General features: G+C 40.4%; 19 protein-coding genes and 1 pseudogene. 2 read left to right on the top strand and 18 right to left on the bottom strand.

The features are described 5' to 3' along the window. Together DW059_RS09150 and DW059_RS09155 are read left to right on the top strand one after the other, a co-directional pair. Positions 1 to 1,050 (top strand): ABC transporter substrate-binding protein, encoded by a 1,050-nt coding sequence (locus DW059_RS09150; protein WP_022243219.1) that lies wholly within the window; start codon positions 1 to 3, stop codon positions 1,048 to 1,050. Positions 1,051 to 1,212: 162 nt separating this feature from the next. Then, entirely contained in the window at positions 1,213 to 2,130 is a 918-nt protein-coding gene (locus DW059_RS09155) for a DUF5688 family protein (RefSeq protein ID WP_117698574.1), read from the top strand. Here DW059_RS09155 and glgA read toward each other — a convergent pair. The 18 genes and pseudogenes from glgA to DW059_RS09245 all read right to left on the bottom strand — a co-directional run bounded on the left by glgA (position 2,120) and on the right by DW059_RS09245 (position 21,618). Next, positions 2,120 to 3,558 (bottom strand): annotated as a pseudogene (gene glgA, locus DW059_RS17620) (glycogen synthase GlgA). The gene DW059_RS09155 and the pseudogene glgA overlap by 11 nt on opposite strands. 396 nt (positions 3,559 to 3,954) lie before the next feature. Next, entirely contained in the window at positions 3,955 to 4,752 is a 798-nt protein-coding gene (gene spo0A / locus DW059_RS09165) for a sporulation transcription factor Spo0A (RefSeq protein ID WP_117698575.1), read from the bottom strand. Between the two features lie 221 nt (positions 4,753 to 4,973). Next, the gene (gene spoIVB, locus DW059_RS09170; RefSeq protein ID WP_158552093.1) at positions 4,974 to 6,263 is read right to left on the bottom strand and encodes a SpoIVB peptidase; all 1,290 of its coding nucleotides are present in this window, start codon (positions 6,261 to 6,263) and stop codon (positions 4,974 to 4,976) included. Positions 6,264 to 6,398: 135 nt separating this feature from the next. Next, positions 6,399 to 8,075 (bottom strand): DNA repair protein RecN, encoded by a 1,677-nt coding sequence (recN, locus tag DW059_RS09175; protein ID WP_117698577.1) that lies wholly within the window; start codon positions 8,073 to 8,075, stop codon positions 6,399 to 6,401. 33 nt (positions 8,076 to 8,108) lie between these two features. After that, complete coding sequence (gene argR / locus DW059_RS09180) at positions 8,109 to 8,561, bottom strand: arginine repressor (protein WP_022243225.1); 453 nt, start codon at positions 8,559 to 8,561, stop codon at positions 8,109 to 8,111. A 14-nt stretch (positions 8,562 to 8,575) separates the two neighbouring features. After that, the gene (locus DW059_RS09185) at positions 8,576 to 9,430 is read right to left on the bottom strand and encodes an NAD(+)/NADH kinase (RefSeq protein ID WP_117698578.1); all 855 of its coding nucleotides are present in this window, start codon (positions 9,428 to 9,430) and stop codon (positions 8,576 to 8,578) included. A gap of 4 nt (positions 9,431 to 9,434) precedes the next feature. Continuing rightward, complete coding sequence (locus DW059_RS09190) at positions 9,435 to 10,235, bottom strand: TlyA family RNA methyltransferase (RefSeq protein ID WP_022243227.1); 801 nt, start codon at positions 10,233 to 10,235, stop codon at positions 9,435 to 9,437. Between the two features lie 22 nt (positions 10,236 to 10,257). Further along, positions 10,258 to 12,105: a 1-deoxy-D-xylulose-5-phosphate synthase gene (gene dxs / locus DW059_RS09195; RefSeq protein ID WP_117698579.1), complete on the bottom strand. Its 1,848-nt coding sequence runs from the start codon at positions 12,103 to 12,105 to the stop codon at positions 10,258 to 10,260. 30 nt (positions 12,106 to 12,135) lie between these two features. Next, positions 12,136 to 13,023 (bottom strand): polyprenyl synthetase family protein, encoded by an 888-nt coding sequence (locus DW059_RS09200; RefSeq protein WP_117698580.1) that lies wholly within the window; start codon positions 13,021 to 13,023, stop codon positions 12,136 to 12,138. Then, positions 13,023 to 13,274, bottom strand: a complete 252-nt coding sequence (xseB, locus tag DW059_RS09205) for an exodeoxyribonuclease VII small subunit (RefSeq protein ID WP_117698581.1) — start codon at positions 13,272 to 13,274, stop codon at positions 13,023 to 13,025. The genes DW059_RS09200 and xseB overlap by 1 nt, the downstream gene beginning before the upstream one ends. Further along, positions 13,271 to 14,488, bottom strand: coding sequence for an exodeoxyribonuclease VII large subunit (gene xseA, locus DW059_RS09210; RefSeq protein WP_117698582.1), 1,218 nt, complete (start codon positions 14,486 to 14,488; stop codon positions 13,271 to 13,273). Before xseA ends, xseB begins: the two co-directional genes overlap by 4 nt. Continuing rightward, positions 14,485 to 14,880, bottom strand: a complete 396-nt coding sequence (nusB, locus tag DW059_RS09215) for a transcription antitermination factor NusB (RefSeq protein WP_197420811.1) — start codon at positions 14,878 to 14,880, stop codon at positions 14,485 to 14,487. The genes xseA and nusB overlap by 4 nt, the downstream gene beginning before the upstream one ends. Positions 14,881 to 14,977: 97 nt before the next feature. Beyond that, the gene (locus DW059_RS09220) at positions 14,978 to 15,355 is read right to left on the bottom strand and encodes an Asp23/Gls24 family envelope stress response protein (RefSeq protein WP_022243233.1); all 378 of its coding nucleotides are present in this window, start codon (positions 15,353 to 15,355) and stop codon (positions 14,978 to 14,980) included. A gap of 22 nt (positions 15,356 to 15,377) precedes the next feature. Further along, positions 15,378 to 17,342 carry an EAL domain-containing protein gene (locus tag DW059_RS09225; protein ID WP_117698584.1) on the bottom strand — a complete coding sequence of 655 codons (1,965 nt, stop codon included), beginning with the start codon at positions 17,340 to 17,342 and terminating at the stop codon, positions 15,378 to 15,380. 2 nt (positions 17,343 to 17,344) lie between these two features. Next, positions 17,345 to 17,824 carry a hypothetical protein gene (locus DW059_RS09230; protein ID WP_117698585.1) on the bottom strand — a complete coding sequence of 160 codons (480 nt, stop codon included), beginning with the start codon at positions 17,822 to 17,824 and terminating at the stop codon, positions 17,345 to 17,347. A gap of 46 nt (positions 17,825 to 17,870) precedes the next feature. Further along, positions 17,871 to 18,803, bottom strand: coding sequence for a homoserine O-acetyltransferase MetA (gene metA, locus DW059_RS09235; protein WP_022243236.1), 933 nt, complete (start codon positions 18,801 to 18,803; stop codon positions 17,871 to 17,873). Between the two features lie 78 nt (positions 18,804 to 18,881). Further along, complete coding sequence (ligA, locus tag DW059_RS09240) at positions 18,882 to 20,855, bottom strand: NAD-dependent DNA ligase LigA (RefSeq protein ID WP_117698586.1); 1,974 nt, start codon at positions 20,853 to 20,855, stop codon at positions 18,882 to 18,884. Between the two features lie 22 nt (positions 20,856 to 20,877). Beyond that, entirely contained in the window at positions 20,878 to 21,618 is a 741-nt protein-coding gene (locus DW059_RS09245; RefSeq protein ID WP_022243238.1) for a pseudouridine synthase, read from the bottom strand. Between the last annotated feature and the right edge of the window lie 66 nt (positions 21,619 to 21,684).

Genomic DNA, 21,684 nt, shown 5'->3' on the forward strand with positions numbered 1-21,684 from the left:
ATGAAGAAATTCTTATTTTCATTTATGCTTATTGCTGGTCTCCTTACTCTTTCCGGCTGTGGACAGAAAGAGGATGAAAATGCACTTGTTATTTTAAATTATGGAAAATATATAGAGCCGGATGTTATCCAGCAATTTGAAAAAGAAACCGGTATTACCATCAAATACGAAGAATATGAAAGTCCGGAGGAAATGTATACCAAATATAAGGCGGGTTCCATCAAATACGATTTAATCTGTACCTCCGACTATATGATCCAGAAGCTTATCAATGAAGGTGAAGTCTTAGAAATGGATTATGATAATATTCCACTTTACGAAAACATCGACCCGACCTATGTGGAATTTTCCAAGGCCTTTGACCCGGAAACAAAATACACACTGCCTTATTTCTTCGGCACACTTGGTATTCTCTACAATAAAACCATGGTAGATGAAGCTGATATGGACAGCTGGAATGTTCTCTGGAATCCGAAATATAAGGGACAGATTATCATGGAAAATTCCGTCCGCGATACCTTCGTTCCTGCACTCCGGCTTTTGGACTATTCCATCAATACTACGGATGAAGATGAATTAAACGAAGCACTTTCCATGCTTTGTGACCAGAAAGATTTAGTCTACTCCTATCTGGTAGATTCTTCTGCCGATGAAATGATTGCCGGAAATGCTGCCATGGCTCTTATTTATTCCGGAGAGGCTGCCTATGCACAGGATTATAATGATGATCTTGATTATGTGGTTCCGAAAGAAGGTTCCAATATGTGGATGGACTCCTGGTTCATTCCCAAAACCTGCCAGCATAAGGATGCTGCAGAACAGTTTTTAAATTATCTCTGTCGTGAAGATATCGGTATGGAAAACTTTGACTATGTCTGGTATGCTACACCAAACACCGCTGTTTATGACGAACTGGATGAAGAGGTTCAGGAAAGTACTACTATTTTTTCTGATCAGGAAACTTTAGAAAACTGTGAAATTTTTAACAGTCTTGATGTCCCGGCTACAGAAACTTATGACTATCTCTGGAAGAAATTAAAATCTTACTAAAATATTCTGGTCTCTAAAAGATTAGAAATTTTTTAGAAAAATTTCATATTACGTTTTCTTGTTATTCAAGACACAAGATGATATATTGAAAGTCCATTGGAATAATCCATGGACTTTCTTTTCTATTTATTCATTTTTACCATTTCTAACCAGGAGGTCTTTATGACATATCAACAATTTCTTACTGAAATCCAGTTACAAATTCATTCTCTGTTTGATACAGATGTTACGATTCAGCTGCATAAAATCCAAAAAAATAATGGCGTTACTTTGGATGGACTCACTATTCTGCAAAAGGGCTGCAACATTTCTCCCACTATTTATCTCAATGATTATTACAAAGAATATCAGGCAGGAAAAAGCATACATAACATTATTTTACATATCCGGGAAATTTACCGGGCTTACCGTCCAAGCAGCTCTGTCGATGTAGCATTCTTTACTAATTTTGAAAATGTACGGCACCGCATCCTTTTTAAACTGATTCACTATCAGAAAAATGAGGAACTCCTCAAAGAAATTCCTCATTTTCGTTATCTTGATTTTGCAGTTGTTTTCTATTGTCTTTTATCTAGCTCAAGTCAGGGAAACGCCACTATTCTGATTCGTTCCACTCATCTTTCCTACTGGAACGTCTCCGCAGATGCGTTATATTCTTATGCCTTAGAGAATACGCCGGCACAGCTTCCTGCTGATTTTGAACCATTAATGCCATTACTCAATAAGCTTATGCCAATGCCCTTTCCTGCAGATAGCATGGAAGAAGAATCCGAAACACCGCTTTATGTATTAACCAATAAAGCCAGACTCTATGGTGCTTCCTGCATTCTCTATCCAAATCTTTTAGATTCCATTGCAGATAAGCTCACATGTGATTTTTATCTGATTCCAAGCAGCATTCATGAATTTCTGATTCTTCCTGTTCTGCCCGGAACCTGTATACAGGATTTAAATGCTATGATTCATGAAGTAAATTCCACTCAGGTTGAGGAAGAAGAAATCTTATCCGATCACGCTTATTTCTATTCCCACTCTGAAAAGCTTCTTACTTCTATGCCAGAAGAAAGGACTACAATCTAGCATATAATTTTTCATATTCCTTTGCAGAACTGGACCAGGAGAAATTCTGCTCCATGCCACGTCTTGCGATATCCAGCCACCCGGTCCGGTTCTCATGGAATACCTGATATGCATAAAGAAGACTGTCACGCATTTCATGAGCATTATAATTGGAAAAAGTAAAACCTGTTCCGGTATGCTGATACTCATTATATGGCTCTACGGTATCCTTTAAGCCACCGGTCTCGCGAACCACCGGTACTGTTCCATAACGAAGGCACATCAACTGGCTCAGACCACAGGGTTCAAATAAAGATGGCATCAAAAAAGCATCTGATGCTGCATAAATTCTATGTGCTGCTTCTTCGGAATACATAATATTTGCCTTCAGTCTGTCCGGATACCTGCTCTCATAATAACGGAACATATTCTCATAACGTTCCTCTCCGGTTCCTAAGGCAACAATCTCAAATTTACCGGAAGAAAGCAGTTCATCCATCATATAATCTACCAGTGCAAATCCCTTCTGCTCTGTCATTCTGAAACAATTCCAACTAACATCACATCATCCGAATACGGAAGATTCATATCCTTTAAAAGTGCCTGCTTATTTTTCCGCTTGCCCTCTTCTAAATCATTGGCATCATATAAATAAGCAATCTTTGGATCCGCTTTCGGATTATATTCATTATAATCGATTCCATTAATAATACCGCTTAATTTATAGCTGTTACTGCGAATGAGACCATCCAAGCCTTCGCCACCATCCGGAGTTGTTATCTCATAAGCATATGTAGGACTTACCGTTGTTATAGCATCTGCATATACAATACCACCCTTCAGATAATTGCCCTCTCCATAGGATTCTAATTTATCCGGTGTAAAAAGAGCATCCGGCAATCCGGTAATATCTTTTACTGCCTTTAGATTCCAGCGCCCCTGGAACTGTAGATTGTGTATCGTAAATACCGTTTTCATATTCTGGTAAAATACATTTTTCTTATAGATATTCTCCAGATATACCGGAACCAGTCCCGTCTGCCAGTCATGGCAATGAATAATATCCGGCTGGTAATTCATATGCGGCAATGCTTCTAATACTGCCTTTGAGAAAAATGCAAATTTTTCTACATCTTCGTAAATATTATTATATGGTCTGTCTCCCGCAAAATAGAATTCATTATCAATAAAATAATACTGGATTCCATCTTCCTTTGCCTCCAGTATTCCTACATATTGTTTTCGCCAGCCCAGATCTACATAAAAATGCAATATATGATGCATTTTCTTACGCATATCCTCACGGATACACATATACTTCGGCAGCATGACGCTGACTTCATATTCATTTTTTGAAAAATATTTTGGCAGTGAACCTGCAACGTCTGCAAGACCGCCTGTTTTGATAAATGGAACTGCCTCTGATGTAACAAATAATACCCGCTTCATTTCTGTTACCCCCAAATCTGATACCCTTTTTACAAATACGCTGCGCATCTTCGAAAGCCTACGGCTTTCTCGATGTACGGGCATTCGCCCTATCTACGCTCACACTCGCAAATCCGCTGCGCTTTCTTTCGCAGTGCATCTTCGAAAGCCTACAGCTTTCTCGATGTACGGGCATTCGCCCTATTTACGCTCACACTCGCAAATACGCACTAACGTGCTCTTCATTCTGCTTCGCAGAATATTTGCTCGTTAACGCCGCAAGAAAAACAAATGTCTGCTCTGCAGCCGCTTGTTTTTCTTATGCGTCTATTATACCACGTTATGGGGGAGCAGAAAATACCTAAACTGTCTGATTCAGATACTATATTTTGCTGCCGTTTTGTAGAAACCACCCTTTTAATACGCTTTATATTCCAGGCGGATTCTGTCTGCAATCAGTGCTATAAATTCTGAATTCGTCGGTTTACCTTTTCCATTGTTTATCGTATACCCAAACAGCTCATCAATCGTGTCCATTTTGCCACGGCTCCATGCCACCTCTATTGCGTGGCGGATAGCACGTTCTACGCGGCTGGCTGTTGTCTGATATTTTTTTGCGATTGTCGGATAAAGTATTTTTGTAATGGAATTAAGCATTTCAATATCATTTACCGACATAATAATTGCTTCACGCAAATACTGATATCCTTTGATATGTGCCGGAACTCCTATTTCATGTATAATATTTGTCACTTTACTTTCCAGATCCTCCGGTTTTGCCGAAGGCTTTTTCTCATATGCTCCGACTTTTTTTGATTCCGCAGCATTCATTCCCCGGAGCACTCTTGTACTTTTTATCCGATTGATAATCATATCATTATCGAAGGGCTTCATAATGTAATAATCCGCCCCCAGATTAAATGCATCTTCTGTAATCCGGTCCTGTCCTACCGCACTGATAATAATAAAACTAGGACATTTTCTTATGGATTTATCTTTTTTTACTTTTTCTAACAGTGCAAGTCCGTCAAGTTTTGGCATAACTATATCCAATAAAACAACATCCGGCTGTTTATGTTTGATAATCTCATATGCTTCGACCCCGTTCTTTGCCGTACCAACCACCTGCAAATCCTTATCGCTGGCTACGATTTCATCTAAAAGCTGTACCATTCTCTCGTTATCATCTGCAATTGCTACATTTAATTTTTCCATTTCAAACCTCCTGCCGTTTCCACTCTTTTGTACAAAGATGAAACTACTTGTATTTAAACACAACTTTTCTGTCGTTTCAAGCTAAAGCGTTCATCTTATTTCGACATCAATGTCGTCTGGGAGACAACGGCTGCCTTCTTCCCCTTATACATTTTGTATCATAATTATATCCTGACATAAATTATGTCGAAACATGTCGTTAAATTATAAACTGTTTTTTCTTATGGATTCGACGTTTTCCCCATCTCTAACATATCCTCAATAAAAATACCATACCCCTTCTTTGCATCATCGACGAACACATGGGTAACTGCACCTATCAGCCTTCCGTTCTGGATCATCGGGCTGCCGCTCATTCCCTGTACAATACCTCCGGTGCTCTCTAACAGTGCCGCATCCTCTACTTCAAATAAAATACTTTTGTTCTCCTTATTCTTCCGATAATTAACTTCCGTAATTCTTATCTTATAATGCGCTATCGTTCCGTCGATATCACTGATAATTTCTGCTTCTCCAGGTTCAATATCCTGCTTATAACCAACCGGATAAGCTACGGCATGTTCCAGCAAATTATTTTTTTCATGTAATGTTCCATAGATTCCTCGTTCGCAGTTCTCCTCAATATCTCCCATACAATATTTTTCTTCATAATTAATGACTCCTGATAATTCACCCGGTTTACCGGATTCTCCTTTTACGATTCCCACCAGTCTGCTGTTATAAAGTTTTCCCGTCCCCACTTCCAGCATACTTCCGGTATCCATGTCTGTTACCGCATGTCCCAGTGCCCCATAGTTTCCATCCTGGCTGATATAGGTAAGTGTTCCGATTCCTGCCAGATCATCCCTTACCCAGACTCCTAATTTATACGTTTCTTCTTTTGACAATTTCGGCTGTATATATAATTCTAATGTTTCTCCATTTCGACGTATCCGAAGCACTAAAGATTTTCCTTCACATTTATCCACAGCATCCATTAACGCCTCCTTATTTTCAAGTTCTACACCATCTACTGCACAGATATAATCTCCACTCTTTAAAACATTCTGTGCCGGTGCATACAGTACTCCATCCATCCCTTCAAAATTTCCCGTTCCAATGACAAAGATGCCATCCGTCTGCACATAAATACCAATATTTTCCCCGCTGGCATAGACCTCCTGCTCCGCTACAATATCTGCCTGCACATCCTTTATGGGAATAATTCCAAAGAGCTTCGCTCGTAAAACAACCGTATCTGAAACCATATCTATTTCATTTCTTTCGTCACCGGCCTTGTCCATGCTGCTTTGCAGCTGCTGATTTTCCATTACAGATGTATCGATAAATCTCTTTCCGGAATCCCGGCATTCGAAGGTCACCGGCATGGAAATGTCCAGTTTACTTAAATCACCATCGATAAGTTTTACTTCATCCGGAACCATATTTAACATAAGCTGGTAAGCAAATACCAGCCAGACAATCACTATAATCTGCCATATATTTTTTATGCTTTTTCTTATTAATCTCATCCGCATTATATTTTCCTCACTACAGGCATAATAACTACAGGAAACTCTCTTTACAGCTTTCCCGCGTAAAATAAAAACAGGATATTCATTGAATATCCTGTTTTTATTATGTGTATTATTGTTTGATTCAATCGTTTATTTTTTAGCATTTTGTGCCAGGTTAAGCATTTCTCTTGCACTTTCCAATACGGTGTCTGTAATCTTCACTCCACCAAGCATTCTTGCTAATTCCGTTACCTGCTCATCCTCGGTGAGTCTTCGTATGGTAGAAATGGTTGTCTCATTTTCTACGGATTTTTCAATACTGAAATGGGCATCTGCCATTGCAGCAATCTGCGGCAGATGTGTGATGCAGATTACCTGATGATGTTCTGCAATCATATGCATTTTTTCAGATACCATCTGCGCCGTCCTTCCGCTGATTCCTGTATCAATTTCGTCAAAAATCAAGGTTTCTATTTCATCATTTTTAGCAAGCACTGTTTTTAATGCCAGCATAATTCTTGATAATTCTCCACCGGATGCTACGCTGCCAAGTGGTTTTAATGGCTCTCCCGGGTTGGTTGCAATGACAAATTCCACTTCATCAAAGCCATCTGCTCCAAAAGTCTCTTTCTGTTCAAATTTCATTTCAAAACGAACATCTAAGAAGTTCAAATCTACTAACTGCTCCCTGATTTTCTCAGCCAGCTCCTTTGCATATTTTTTGCGGATTACAGATGCTTTTTCAGACTGCTTCTGCAATATTTCTTTTAATGCATTTTCCTGTTGCAGCAGCTTCTTATGATATGTATCAAAGTTTTGTAATTTTTCTGCCTTTTCCTGCTTTTCCTCTAAAGATGCTAAAATTTCATCTATCGTATGACCGTATTTTGCCTTCAGATGATTGATTTCATCCAGACGCTGTTCTGTTCCGGCAAAAGTCTCATCATCAAATTCAGCCTCATCCATATAGTCTGCAATTTCCCGGTTCAAATCATTCAAAAGATTATCAATTTCCAAAAGTTCATCTGCCATCCCACGAATTGCATCATCATAATCTGCCACAGATGACAATTCTCTATGAGCTCTTCCGGTCAGCTCCGATGCACTGCCGTCTTCCATGCTGAGTAATCCATGGGCTGCATGAATTGCTTCCATAATTTTCTTTCCGTTCAGAAGCTTCCGGTATTTTGTTTCTAAAACTTCATCTTCGCCAGCTGTTAATGCAGCTTCTTCAATTTCATGGATTTCATATTCTAAAAGAGATAATTCCCGCATCCGGCTCTCTTCATCCAGAGAAGCTTCTTCTAACTCTTTCGTAACTTCACGGTACTTTTTATAAGTTTCTTTCAACTCACTTTTGATGTCCGACAGTTCATTTCTTGCATAATCATCAAGGATTTCTAAATGCTTCTGTTTCTTAAGCAGCGACTGGTGTTCATGCTGTCCATGAATATCAATCAGCAACGCAGAAACTGCTTTCATCTTTGATGCCGGAACACTTTCCCCATTGATTTTGGCGATGCTTCTTCCTCCGGAAATCTTTCTGCTTAAAATCAGCATATCATCCTCCGGATAAACATCAAGCCCGGAAAGTGCTTTCTTTAAAGCATCTGATTCTACATCAAAAATCAGCTCCACAAATGCATTCTCCTCATTATCCCTTAACATCTCTTTGGATACCTTTTCTCCCAGAGCCAGATTAATGGAACCAATGATAATTGATTTTCCGGCTCCTGTCTCTCCGGTCAGGATATTTAACCCTTTTTCAAAATCGACTTCCGCCTCATCAATGAGTGCCAGGTTCTTAACATGCAGGTTTCTTAACATATTTTCTCCTTCTACTCTCTCTCGTCTTCCGTTCTAATCTTCCATAATCCGGCGAAGACGTCCCATTAACGCTGTGGTATCCTCTACGGTACGGACAGCGCACATAATTGTATCATCTCCAGCAATGCTTCCTACTATTTCATGGCAATCCATGGCATCCAATGCTGCCGCAACTGCCATTGCCATTCCGGATACCGTCTTAATCACAAGAATATTCTGTGCCATATCCATAGATACAAAACCATCCCGGAATACACGGACATACTTTTCTGTCATGTCCTCCTTATTTTCAGATAAAGCTACATATTTCTGACGGCCATTGCTCAATGCTACCTTAGTCAGTTTTAACTCTCTGATATCCCGTGAAACCGTTGCCTGCGTCACATGATATCCTTCCTGCTCCAACTTTGCTGATAATTCTTCCTGTGTGCCTATCTCATTCTTCTGAATTAATTCCAGAATCTTTGCATGTCGTCCTATCTTCATTACAGTCCCTCCTGTTATGTATAATTCTGCATCTTTTTCCGCAAAATTTCAAGGAAACTAATCTTACTCAAACGAATAATCCCTACGGATTCTTCTGCCTTATGCACTACAATCTTGTCACCAACCTTAAGTTCCACTCCAGAATCTCCATCGAAGCTCACTTCCACCTGCTCATCCCGCTGGCTTCTCCGCATGCCTACTTCAATGGTAATTTCATCTTCCGGTCCGATTACAATGCTCTTGGAATTCAACGTATGTGCATTAATTGGTGTCAACAGCAAAAGGTTGGCTTTCGGGTCCACAATAGGGCCACCTGCCGACATACTGTAACCGGTGGAACCGGTTGGTGTTGCCACAATGATTCCATCCGCCTTAAAATTATAGAGATACTCTCCATTTACATAAACATTCAGATTCACAATCTGAAGTGCTCCCGTACGATGGATGACCACATCATTTAACGCAACCCTCTGAATCTTCTCTCCGCCACTTTGTACGGTATAGCCATCTAAAAGCATTCTCTGCTCTATGGTATAACGGTCAGCCATCAATTCATCAATTGCCGGGAATATCGTATTCTCTTCTACCTCACACAGATATCCAAGCTTTCCTAAATTAATTCCCAGCAGCGGAATATTTTTCTTTACCAGATTGCGTGCCGCACGAATTAATGTTCCATCTCCACCAATAACAAGCACTGCCTCGGTTTCTGTTGGAATTTCTTTTTCCACTGATTCCGCTTTTTCTTCCTCAAAGCTGGCAAAATAATCACAGGTTCCACCCTTACGCCTGATGTAATCTATAATCTGATTGGTAAAAATAAGTTCACTGTCTTTTTGTGCGTTTACAATTATGAAAAAATGCTTCATATATCTAGGACAATGATGTATGTGCCGCCTCTACGATGGCATCCACATCAATGGTCTCCTCCTTCTTGCTCTCGCTGTTTTTCTCAATATATACCAGATATTCAATATTTCCCTCCGGGCCCTTAATCGGTGAATAGGAAAGATTATGAACAGAAAATCCATTTTCCAACGCAAAATCAATTACCTTATGGATGACTTCCTCATGTACCTTTGGGTCACGGACAACACCTTTTTTTCCTACTTTTTCCCTTCCGGCTTCAAACTGCGGCTTAATCAGACAGACCATTCTTCCACCGTCCCGCAGCAGCTCCCTTGCCGGTACCAGCACCTTGGTAAGAGAAATAAAAGATACATCAACGGATGCAAAATCAAGGACATCTGCAATATCTTCCGGCGTTACATAACGGATATTGGTTTTCTCCATGCAGACAACCCTTGGGTCATTTCTTAATTTCCAGGCAAACTGTCCATATCCTACATCTACAGAATATACCTTCACTGCACCATTTTGCAACATACAGTCAGTAAATCCGCCGGTGGATGCGCCGATATCCATGCAGACCATTCCCTCTAAAGAAATATCAAATTCCTTCATTGCTTTCTCTAACTTCAGTCCACCACGGCTGACATATTTTAATGTATTTCCCCGGACTTCAATCTCTGCCTCTGTATCAAAATTTGTTCCTGCTTTATCCTCTCTCTGTCCATCCACAAAGACATTTCCTTCCATAATCATAGTCTTTGCTTTTTCCCTGGATTCTGCCAGCCCTTTTTGTACCAAGAGAACATCCAATCTTTCTTTCATCGTTCTTACTGTGCCTTTCTGTCTATATCTTACCGATAATTCCATCTGCATCAATTCCTGTTTCTTTGCGGAGAAGTTCTACATTTCCATGCTCTACATACACATCCGGTATTGCAATATTTAAAACCTCCATGGAACCATCTCCATTTGTATTCATAAATTCCAATACATGCTCTCCAAAGCCTCCGGATTGTACATTTTCTTCCAGAGTAACCAGAAGCTTATGATTCTTCTGCAGTTTAAGAAGCAGCTCTTCATCAAAAGGCTTCACAAATCTTGCATTGACAAGAGAGCAGGAATAACCTTTTTCTTTTAATTGTTCCCTTACGGTAAGTGCTGTCTTTACCATGCTTCCTACTGCCAAAAGTAAAATTTCACTTTCTTCATAAAGAACTTCTGCCTTACCATATTCTAACGGTGCCCGGTATTCCTTTAATTCATCAAAGGCTTCGCCTCTCGGATATCGTACTGCAATCGGTCCGGAAAAATCCACGGCATATTTTATCATATCTGATAATTCCCACTTATTCTTAGGTGCTAAAATTGTCATATTCGGCAGACAGGAAAGATAAGATAAATCAAAGATTCCCTGATGAGTCTCTCCATCACTGCCCACAAGTCCTGCACGGTCAATGGCAAATACTACATGCAATTCCTGTATACAGACATCATGCAGAATCTGGTCATATGCTCTTTGCAGGAAAGAAGAATAAACCGCTACAATCGGTTTTAAACCGGCTGCTGCCAATCCTGCAGCAAAAGTCACTGCATGTTCTTCTGCAATTCCCACATCAAAGAAACGTTCCGGGAACATATTCCGGAATCTTTTTAGTCCGGTTCCATCTGCCATTGCCGCTGTAATGGCAACCACTTTTTCATCCCGGTCGCCCAATTTACGCATAACCGTAGAAAAAATATCGGTATAATTGGCTTTTACCCGTTTCACAAGAGGCAGTCCTGTCTCAACATCAAAGGCTTCCGTTCCATGAAAACGTGCCGGATGGCGTTCTGCCGGAAGGTATCCTTTTCCTTTTTCCGTAATCACATGTACCAGAACCGGTCCTTCCACCTTAGAGGCTTCTTTGAATAATTTCACCATGGCAGGAATATTATGGCCATCTACCGGTCCTAAATAAAGGATTCCCATATTTTCAAAGAGCATGCCCGGAATCACAAGCTGCTTGATTCCATTTTTGGTCTTACGGATTTTCTCAACAATACGTTCTCCATATTTCGGAATGCTGTTCAGGGAATTCGTAATACCATTCTTTAATCCCTGATAAGATTCTGCGGTACGAAGTCCGCTTAAATATCTGGATACACCGCCGACATTTTCCGATATAGACATCTTATTGTCATTTAAAACAATAATCAGATTTGACTTTAATTTTGATGCATTATTCAATGCCTCATAAGCCATTCCGCCGGTCAATGCACCATCTCCGATAACAGAGATGACTTTGTACTTTTCTCCGGTAAGCTCCCTTGCCATAGCATAGCCTAATCCTGCGGATATGGAAGTCGAACTGTGTCCCGTATCAAAGCAGTCGCAATCACTTTCATGACGTTTGGGGAATCCGCTCATGCCGCCGTATTTTCTCAGTTCATCAAAACCGGCTTTTCTTCCTGTCAGTAATTTATGGGTATAAGACTGATGTCCTACATCCCAGATAATTTTATCCTCTGGTAAATCAAAAGCAAGATGCAGTGCCATGGTAAGCTCTACCACGCCAAGATTGGAGGCAAGGTGCCCACCGGTTTTTGATATTTTGTCAATCAAAAAAGAGCGGATTTCCTCTGCCAGAATCGGAAGTTCGTTTTTATTTATCCTTTTTATATCATTTTCATGCTCAATCTTTTCCAGCACCATGTATCTTTACTCCTTTGGTTTCTGAAGTTCTTATTTTTCCCTATGAATCAGATATTCTACCAGATGAATCAGAAATTCATTTTTTACCACCAGTGATTCTAATAAATTCACTGCATGTTTTGAATATCGTTTCACATCTTCCTGTGCTTTTTTCAATCCCTCATATGTAACATAAGTTGCCTTTTCGTTTTTGGCATCACTGCCAACCGGTTTTCCAAGCACTTCCTGATTACCGGTAACATCTAAAATATCATCCTGTATCTGGAATGCCAGACCAATCTCTGATGCCGCCTCTTCGATAATCTTCTGCTCGCTTTTCGTGGCACCTGCAAGAATTGCACCGATTAACATAGACGCTTCAATCAAAGCACTGGTCTTTAATTTATAAATAAAATCTAACTGGTCTCTGGTAACAGACTGTGTTTTATCCGTTTCCACATCTACGGTCTGTCCCCCTACCATACCATAAATTCCGGCTTTCTGTGATAATACAAGCAATGCCTTTGCCACATTAGGCGTCTGTTCCGTCTGTAATGCTGTCAATGCTGTCTCATAGGCAAAATTCAAAAGACCATCCCCGGCAAGAATTGCCATAGCTTCTCCATAGACAATATGCGTTGTCTTTCGTCCGCGGCGGTATTCATCATTATCCATTGCCGGCAGATCATCATGAATTAAAGAATACGTATGAATCATCTCAATGGCTGCCATGAATGGCTCAATTACCTCTGATTTTCCACCAAACATGCGGTAAGTTTCCAACATCAGCATTGGTCTTAACCGCTTTCCTCCTGCAAGAAAACTATAATTCATGGCTTCAATTACCTGCTTCTGATAGCCTTCTTCCTCCGGAAGATATTTTTTTATGATGTTTTCAATCTGTTCTGTCCGCTTTGTAAGCTCTGCTGTCATATCCATTAAAATTCCTCCAGCATTCCCTGTTCATTCAACACTAACATTTTCTTTTCAATCGAATCTATCCGCTCACTGCAGTGTTTCAGCTTCTTCATGCCCTGCTCATAGCAGACAAAGGATTCATCAAGAGAAATGTCTTCCTCCATATGTGCAATCAGCTGTTCCACTTCTGCAAATAAATCCTCTAAATTCTCATTTTCTTTTTTTTCCGTTATATTATCTGTCTCATTTTCATTGATTGTATAATCTGTCATCTTCCGATTTCCTCCTGGCATATGATTTCTTCTACTCTTGCCTTAACGGTTCCGTCTTTTACACTGATCTGCAATTGTTCTCCTTTTGAAACCTGTGAAACACTTTTTAAACCATTCTGCCGGCTGTCAGAAACATATGCATATCCCTGTCCCAATCGTTTCAATGGCGAAATATCATCGAAATGCTGGGCTAACATCCGAAGTCTTGCCTTATTCTTATCTAACTGCTGTGTCATGCTATGCTCTAAGCGAAGCTGTAATTCCCCCAGATACTGTTTCTGACTGTTCAGACGATATACAGGACTCTGTTGCATTAATCTTGCCTTCAGTGTCTCCATGCGTCCCTGTATCACAGCAATTTTACTCTTCATGCTGCGCATCAGATGTACCCGGTCAGTCTGTATCCGCTGTAACATCTGATTCCTGTCATATACCGCAAGTTCTGCCGCTGCAGACGGAGTCGGTGCCCGCAAGTCTGCCACATAATCCGCAATGGTGTAATCCACTTCATGTCCCACTGCAGAAATAACCGGTGTTTCACATTCAAAAATTGCCCTTGCAACAATTTCTTCGTTGAATGCCCATAAATCCTCTATGGAGCCACCACCACGCCCCACAATGATAATGTCCAAATGCATGGCATCCAATGCATGAATCCCATTTACAATGCTTTCTTTGGCACCCTCACCCTGTACCAGTGCCGGATATAGAATAAGCTGCACATAAGGATTTCTTCGTGCAGCAATATTACGGATATCCTGTATTGCAGCCCCGGTAGGTGCTGTAACAATTCCAATACGTCCGGCATACTGCGGAATCGGTTTTTTATACTCTTCCGCAAACATGCCCATTTCCTCAAGTTCCTGTTTCAATTGAAGAAATCTGGCATATAAATCCCCTGCACCGGCAAGTGTAATTTCTTTTGCATATATCTGATATCTGCCATCACGTTCAAATACTTCAATAGAACCTGTTACCTCGACTTTGTCGCCATCCTTCATACGAAAGGATAAACCACCCCGGTTACCGGCAAACATAATTGCACTGATGGCACTGTTATTTTCCTTTAAAGTAAAATAAATATGACCGGAGGAATGATATTTACAATTCGATACCTCACCCTTCACACATACCTGATGCAGGACAAAATCCTGGGCAAACATATTTCTGATGTATCGGTTAATCTGGGTTACCCCATATACTTTCTTTATCATGCGATTTTTGCCAATACTCCGTTGATAAATGCCGGTGAATCATCTGTTCCATATTTTTTTGCCAGTTCTACTGCTTCATTGATGGCTACTCCGGTTGGAATATCCTCTTCATATTTCATCTCATATACAGCAAGACGAATCAGGGTCAGATCAACTTTGCCCATACGGGTTGTTTTCCAGCCTTTGGATGATTCATTGATAATCTTATCGATTTCCTCTAAAACAGCAATAATCTTATTAAATTTGTCTTCAATATAACTCTCATCCGGCTTCTCAATCGGTTCATTCTCTTCGATAAACAGATTCATCTGCTCTTCGTATTCCTTCTCACTATGAAATTCCACACGGAATAACATTTTAAATATCTGTTCTCTGATTTCTCTCCTGCTCATGTTGTATCCTTTCATTATTGGTCTTCCATGTAACTATAAAAAAGAATGCTTTAACAGCATTCTTTATTATACTACATCTGCGGTTATCACAAAAGTTTTATTTCGTATTTTTCATGTCAACCGTTGCAATTCTGACATTAACAATTGCTACGGATAATCCTGTCATAGTCTCAATTGCAGATTTTACTTTCTCCTGTACCTTCTCAGATACTTCCGGAATAGAATAACCATAAGAAATATTTAAAGCTACTTCTACGCTGACCGTTTTCTCTGCCACTTCTACCTTAACACCCTTAGATAAATTCTTCATTCCAAGTTTGCTCACCAGTTCATTGGTAATATTGCCAGCCATGGATGCAACTCCTTCTACTTCTGTTGCTGCAAGTCCTGCAATAATAGCAACAACCTCATCTGCCACATGTACTTCCCCAAGGTTATCTTCTTTTATTTTAACAACTTTTCTATTATCTGCCATCGTTTTGCCTCCTACAAAAATATTATGTGGTTATTATATCAGATAATTCATTTTTTGAAAACCTTTCCGCATAATATTGTGCATTTTCCCTGCGTAAAAGTTCTAAGAAATCTCTGTCCGGAATCGGCTTGGAATAAAAATATCCCTGCAGATAATCACAGTGCTGTTCTGTCAGATAATCTACATATTCCTGGTTTTCTACTCCTTCTACCACAATCTCAAGCCCAAGTTCTTTAATCATGCGGATAGTATTACGCAATGCAATCATTGCCTTTTCATTTTTAAATGCTTCCCACAGAATGGTTTTATCAATTTTTACGATACGGAATGGAAACCGGAACAGATAATCCGTATTGGAATATCCCGAGCCATAATCATCCAAAGAAAACTCAATGCCCTGCTTATGCAGTATCTTGATATTGTTTTCCAACATATCACTATGGGCTGCCGCTGTCTCAGTAATCTCAAGATTGATCTGGGCTGGTGCTACATGATACCTCTTCATTATTTCCGTCAACCTCTCGGCAAGATTTTCCTGCATACACTGCACCACAGACAGATTTATTTCTATATACTGTAAGCCATAGTCCGTAAGCTGCTTTTCCTGGATAAAACGACAGACTGTCTCAAATACAAATTCTCCAATCTGCATAATCATTCCGCTCTTTTCTGCAATCGGAATAAATTCTTCCGGAGAAATGTAGCCCATACTCTGATCTTTCAGCCGGACCAGTGCTTCCGCAGATACGATTCTGTTTTCTGTCACCGAATAAATCGGCTGGTAAAAGACTTCGAAACCTTTATGGTCTACTGCATCATTCAAAAGTTTCCGGATACGAAGTTCCCTCTTTGGCCGGTCAATATCCATCTCAGCAGTCTTTAATACTACATTTCCATTTTCAGATGATATTGAACGCATATACTGGATATAGTCAATTAATCCATTCAGATTATTCGTATCACGCGGACACACAATACTGCTGATATGAATCCGGAATTTTGTCTCTACACTGCCGGAATGCCATGGCTGTTCAAACCGGTTCAGAATCTGCCGGATCAGTAAGGAAGAATCAATATCCTTCTTCTTCCGGTCTAACGCCAGCACATATACGCTCTGTGAAAACTGGTAAATACGTGAATTGTCGATAAGCTTACGAAAAAATGCCGCCATTTCCTTCAGGAATTCATTGACGGAATCATTTCCCAATGTCTGCCGCATCACCTTTAAATTATGCACTTTAATGACAAGCATCGGAAAACGCTCACTTCCTAACAGGCGTTCCTCTGACTCTTTTAAAAATGCCCTCCGGTTCATAATTTCAAGCTCCGGCACCGTATATTCCTGTGGTCTTTCCGAAGAAATCAGATATAAAAGTACGCACATTGCCATTCCAAAAAACTGAAACCGGAAACCCGGAAATGCAATATGAAGCACCAGTGTAAACACACTTACAACTGCAAATACAGTCGTAGAGAATAATAATTCAAAGCTGAGCCGTTTTCGGAAACGAACCAGAAACACTTCCCCCATCAGATAAAAATAAATCATACATAGGTAGAATAACATAATTCCATTCTGTCTCTGATAGCTGCCATCCGTTCCCACTTTAAAAAGATATGGTATAAATAACTGTACTACCAGCAATGCGATTACAATCCAGGCCGGTACAAACAACCATCCCTTTTCCTTCCGGATAAAGCGTTCCACTCTTCCTGTCAGGCACAGAATATACAAAAGATAAGCTGCCGCTGCCACAACCTGCCCTAAAATACAGATATAGAGCAGGACTGTAGTTCCTGTTTTTCCGAAAGTGATTTCCTTCCAGAACAGTAAAAAGTCGCTGGTAGACACGACAAGCAGAGCATACAACATTACGCGGTATACCCTGCTTTGAAAATTGTCACTGTATTTTCTTAAATGATACGCAACTAATGCAGTCAGAAGAACAAATGCAGCCGCAATATCGTAATATACTAAATGCTCCATTCTTATCCCTCACACTCTGCATAAATATTATCTGAAAGATATTTTACATCACTGAACGGTTCCTGCTCTGTTGTTTCTTCTGCCATCCCTGCCGCCTTTATCTTCGTCAGTTTGTCAATATAAAAATCCACAGCCTTCTTTGACTCTTCGAAAGTATATAACGCTGCCGGGGAATTCCATTCCCTGATATAAACCTTGTTGTAGTCAATATAAGCAATCATGGCAAAATCGCCGTCTTCCGGGTTTAGAAATGTCTTCTGCATGGATGCATGCATATCACAGCCACGGATGATTTTATCCTCTTTGTTTTTCTTCTGCCCGGTTACAGCTTTTGCAGACTTCTCTCCGGATTCCGTTTTATTTCCGGATGCCTTCTTTTTCTTCTGGTCTTCTTCCACCATCCGGTCTATGGCATCTGCTGCACGATTCATTGCTTCGAAAATATCAAGTTGTCCCTCTACACCTTTTTTCTCCGTTTTCATTGTGCCCCCTGTATTTTCTTAAGCCTTTTTCCAAAAAGAAATCTGCTTATTTTCCCACAATTTTTCTGGTATTGATATAATCATATGGTGTCTGCTGATACACATAATAATTCAGCCAGTTTGCATATAACATATTACCGTGTGAACGCCACTGCAGTAATGGTTTTGCATTGATATCATTGTCCGGATAATAATTCTCCGGCATGGCAATATCCATCCCTTTCTGCAGATCACGCTTATATTCCTCATCCAATGTATAACGGTCATATTCCGGATGTCCCATTACAAAAATTTTGCGTCCCTCATTGGCAATTGCCAGAAATACACCTGCTTTTTCTGATTCTGCAAGAATGGTAATATCCTTTACCTTCTCAATATCCTCTTTACGGATTCCGGAATGTCTCGAATGCGGTGCCATAAAGCGGTCATCAAATCCCCTTACCAGTGGTACTTTGCGGTTCTTTACCTGATGTTCGAAAATTCCAAACATTTTCTCATCCAGCATATATTTTGGGATACCATAGTGATAATAGAGAGCAGCCTGTGCGCCCCAGCATAAATGCAGGGTTGATGTTACGTGGGTCTTAGACCACTCCATAATATCACAGACTTCCTTCCAGTAATCCACCTCTTCGTATTCCATGGTTTCTACCGGTGCTCCGGTTATAATCAGTCCGTCCAGATTCTCATCCCAGATTTCATCCATTGTCTGATAAAAATGATTCAGATGACTCATGGATGTATTCTTTGATTCATGGGATGATACCGTTAAAAAGGTAACATCAACCTGTAATGGTGTATTTGCAAGTGAACGCAGCAACTGCAGTTCCGTTTCTTCTTTTAATGGCATCAGATTCAGTATTCCAATCCGGATTGGGCGGATATCCTGATGTTCTGCTCTTCCCTCATCCATAACAAACACATTTTCCCTTTCCAGAATCTCTCTGGACGGTAAATCGCTCATTATCTTAATCGGCATATTATCTAACCTCTTTTCATCATATACACATATCTCATTTCATAATACCTTAATTTTACGAATACTTCAATATGCAATTCACTTTCCGAAACGTTCCACAAACATATCTTCAGAAATAATCGGAATGCCAAGACTCTTTGCTTTCTGATTCTTTGATGATGTGGATTCAATATCATTATTCACAAGATAATCTGTTTTCTTAGAAACACTGCCGGTAACAGAGCCGTTCTGGCTCTCCACATACTCTTTAAATTCGGTACGGTTTTTAAACTGATGGACATCACCGGTAATGACAAAGGTAAGTCCTTCACAGGTTCCTCCCTCTGTCACCTTCGGCTCTACTTCCGCAATGTTTAATATTTCTTCTAATGCAGCTACCGTATGACGGTTTTGATTCTGTCTGTACCAGTCCAGCATGGAAGTCGAACGCTCCGGTCCGATTCCGTCAATATCCTCAAATCCTTCCCCTGCATGCAGTTTCTGAAAGAAACCTCCTGTGCCAAGGGCAGCAATCATTTTCTTTCCTGCATCGGTGCCAATCTGCGGAATGCATAGTGCATAAATAAAATGTACCGGATCAACGTTTTTGCTCTTTTCAATTGCCTGCAGCATATTGTTACAGGATTTCTCGCCAAATCCGTCTAAAGAGCGGATTTCATCCGCATGATTTTTAAGTGTATAAATATCTTCAAAATAATGGATATATCCTAAGTTCATAAACTTTAGCATGGTCTGTATGGACAATCCGTCAATGTCCATGCCAGGCTTGCTGACAAAGCGGCTGAATTTTTTTACATGCTTTGCGGTACAGTCCGGATTCGTACAATGTAAAGTCTTTGTTCCGCTGTGTTCACTGATTCTGATTTCCGTTCTGGCATGGCATACCGGACAGAATTCCGGAATCGTAAAAGTTCCTTCCTTTTTCTTTACGCCGATACATTTTGGAATAATCTTATTTGCTTTAATAATATCAAGTGTTGTCTTCCCATCTTCTCCGATTCCAAGACGTTCCATTTCACTGATATTGCAAAGAGAGGCGCGGCTTACGGTGGTTCCCTCCAGTGCAACCGGCTCAAATACTGCTACCGGAGAAATGGTAGATGCCGCACAGGACCACTCTACATATTTTAATGTGGTCTCCGCAGAGACATCCTGCCATTTAAACGCATAACCGGCTCTTGACGCATGATGTCCGGTAACATTACCGGTCTGGGCATAATCATTATCTTCATAACAGATAACCAGTCCATCTACCGGAATATCCATTTCACCATCTTCTACCTTCTTTGTCCAGCGTTCTACAACTTCCTCCAACCCTTTCGCATCGGTCAATTCATGTGCTACTGTCGTAAATCCAAGCTTCTCAAGATAATCCATCCGTTCTCCCCAGGATGACATTGTTTCATCCAGATGCACCAGTGTAAATGCATAAAAATGAATATGGCGTTCCTTTACTTTATCAAGATTGCTCTTATCCAGACCTAAAGTGCCGGATGCAAGATTTCTCGGATTGGCATATTTTTCATTATCATCTTCAATGGTATCATTGATTAATTCAAAATCTGTATAGGTAATAGCCGCTTCGCCACGGACTACCAGATGTCCCTTATATTTTACAGTCTTAGGAATCCCTTCAATGGCATCCTTCATAAATGTGATATTGCTGCCGACGGTTCCATTTCCTCTTGTTAAAATCTTAACAAGTTTTCCGTTATCATAAGTTACTACCAATGTTAATCCATCCAGTTTCCAGGATAACCAGACCGGTCTTTCTCCCGCCCACACCTGTAAATCAGAAATCCGTTTCGTCTTGGCAAGGGAAAGTGCCGGATATTCATGCGCTTCCCGTTCACCATTGCTTTCCTCAAATCCGGCATTCTGTGTCGGACTTTCCGGCAGAATATATCCTGTTTTTTCTTCTAACCGGGTCAGTTCGTCAAACATGCCATCCCATTCATAGTTTGACATAATTTCATCCTGTCCATTGTAATATGCTTCGGACGCCTCATTTAACTTTTTTACCAGTTCCTCGATTCTCTTCTTCTCATCCATGGATATGCTCCTTACCCTCAATCTATTTTGGCATTACTGTTGTATTGCTGGAATTTAAAATGCGCCGGTTCAGCTCAGTCCACTCTTCCGCCGTTACTCTGCGGTACTTTCCTTTTTTGAGACTGCCCAGTTCTATATTCATAATGCGGACTCTCTTTAATTTTACTACTTTATATCCGCAATACTCACACATCCGGCGGATCTGCCGGTTATACCCCTGGGTTAATATGATTCGGAATTTACGCACATCCAGTTTTTCTACTGCACATGGTCTTGTAACCACACCAAGTTCTTCCAGTGGAACTCCCCCGGACATTTTCTTTAAAAATGTCTCCGTTATGTCATGATTTACGGTAACTTCATATTCCTTTTCATGCATATTCCCGGCACGCATCATCTTATTTACAATATCCCCATTATTTGTCAATAATATAAGTCCCTGGGAATCTTTATCCAGTCTTCCTACCGGATAAATACGTTTCGGATAATGAATATAATCAACAATATTGTCTTTTTCGTCTTTTGCAGCAGTGCAGACAATGCCCACCGGCTTATTAAATGCAAGAAGAATCATTTCCTCTTCTTTTTTTATTTCTTTTCCATCTACGCGCACCCGCTGTCCCGGCATCACCTTACAGCCAACAGAAAGAACTTTTCCATCTACCGTAATGCGTCCCTGCTCAATCAGACGGTCAGCTTCTCTCCGGGAACAATATCCTGCTTCACTTAAAAATTTATTGATTCTGACTCCGTTTTCTTCCATCGATATTTTCACCCTGTGTAAATTTTCTCGCTGCCCGCGGAACAAAGAATGTGTCTTGGTGCATCC

The sequence above is a fragment of the Roseburia sp. AF42-8 genome (assembly GCF_003435965.1).
GTDB lineage: Bacteria > Bacillota > Clostridia > Lachnospirales > Lachnospiraceae > Roseburia_C > Roseburia_C amylophila.

Coding starts and splice junctions, on each gene's coding strand:
- DW059_RS09150 (WP_022243219.1), top strand. CDS start 1: ATGAAGAAATTCTTATTTTCATTTATGCTTATTGCTGGTCTCCTTACT.
- DW059_RS09155 (WP_117698574.1), top strand. CDS start 1,213: ATGACATATCAACAATTTCTTACTGAAATCCAGTTACAAATTCATTCT.
- spo0A (WP_117698575.1), bottom strand. CDS start 4,752: ATGGAAAAATTAAATGTAGCAATTGCAGATGATAACGAGAGAATGGTA.
- spoIVB (WP_158552093.1), bottom strand. CDS start 6,263: ATGAGATTAATAAGAAAAAGCATAAAAAATATATGGCAGATTATAGTG.
- recN (WP_117698577.1), bottom strand. CDS start 8,075: ATGTTAAGAAACCTGCATGTTAAGAACCTGGCACTCATTGATGAGGCG.
- argR (WP_022243225.1), bottom strand. CDS start 8,561: ATGAAGATAGGACGACATGCAAAGATTCTGGAATTAATTCAGAAGAAT.
- DW059_RS09185 (WP_117698578.1), bottom strand. CDS start 9,430: ATGAAGCATTTTTTCATAATTGTAAACGCACAAAAAGACAGTGAACTT.
- DW059_RS09190 (WP_022243227.1), bottom strand. CDS start 10,235: ATGAAAGAAAGATTGGATGTTCTCTTGGTACAAAAAGGGCTGGCAGAA.
- dxs (WP_117698579.1), bottom strand. CDS start 12,105: ATGGTGCTGGAAAAGATTGAGCATGAAAATGATATAAAAAGGATAAAT.
- DW059_RS09200 (WP_117698580.1), bottom strand. CDS start 13,023: ATGGATATGACAGCAGAGCTTACAAAGCGGACAGAACAGATTGAAAAC.
- xseB (WP_117698581.1), bottom strand. CDS start 13,274: ATGACAGATTATACAATCAATGAAAATGAGACAGATAATATAACGGAA.
- xseA (WP_117698582.1), bottom strand. CDS start 14,488: ATGATAAAGAAAGTATATGGGGTAACCCAGATTAACCGATACATCAGA.
- nusB (WP_197420811.1), bottom strand. CDS start 14,880: ATGAGCAGGAGAGAAATCAGAGAACAGATATTTAAAATGTTATTCCGT.
- DW059_RS09220 (WP_022243233.1), bottom strand. CDS start 15,355: ATGGCAGATAATAGAAAAGTTGTTAAAATAAAAGAAGATAACCTTGGG.
- DW059_RS09225 (WP_117698584.1), bottom strand. CDS start 17,342: ATGGAGCATTTAGTATATTACGATATTGCGGCTGCATTTGTTCTTCTG.
- DW059_RS09230 (WP_117698585.1), bottom strand. CDS start 17,824: ATGAAAACGGAGAAAAAAGGTGTAGAGGGACAACTTGATATTTTCGAA.
- metA (WP_022243236.1), bottom strand. CDS start 18,803: ATGCCGATTAAGATAATGAGCGATTTACCGTCCAGAGAGATTCTGGAA.
- ligA (WP_117698586.1), bottom strand. CDS start 20,855: ATGGATGAGAAGAAGAGAATCGAGGAACTGGTAAAAAAGTTAAATGAG.
- DW059_RS09245 (WP_022243238.1), bottom strand. CDS start 21,618: ATGGAAGAAAACGGAGTCAGAATCAATAAATTTTTAAGTGAAGCAGGA.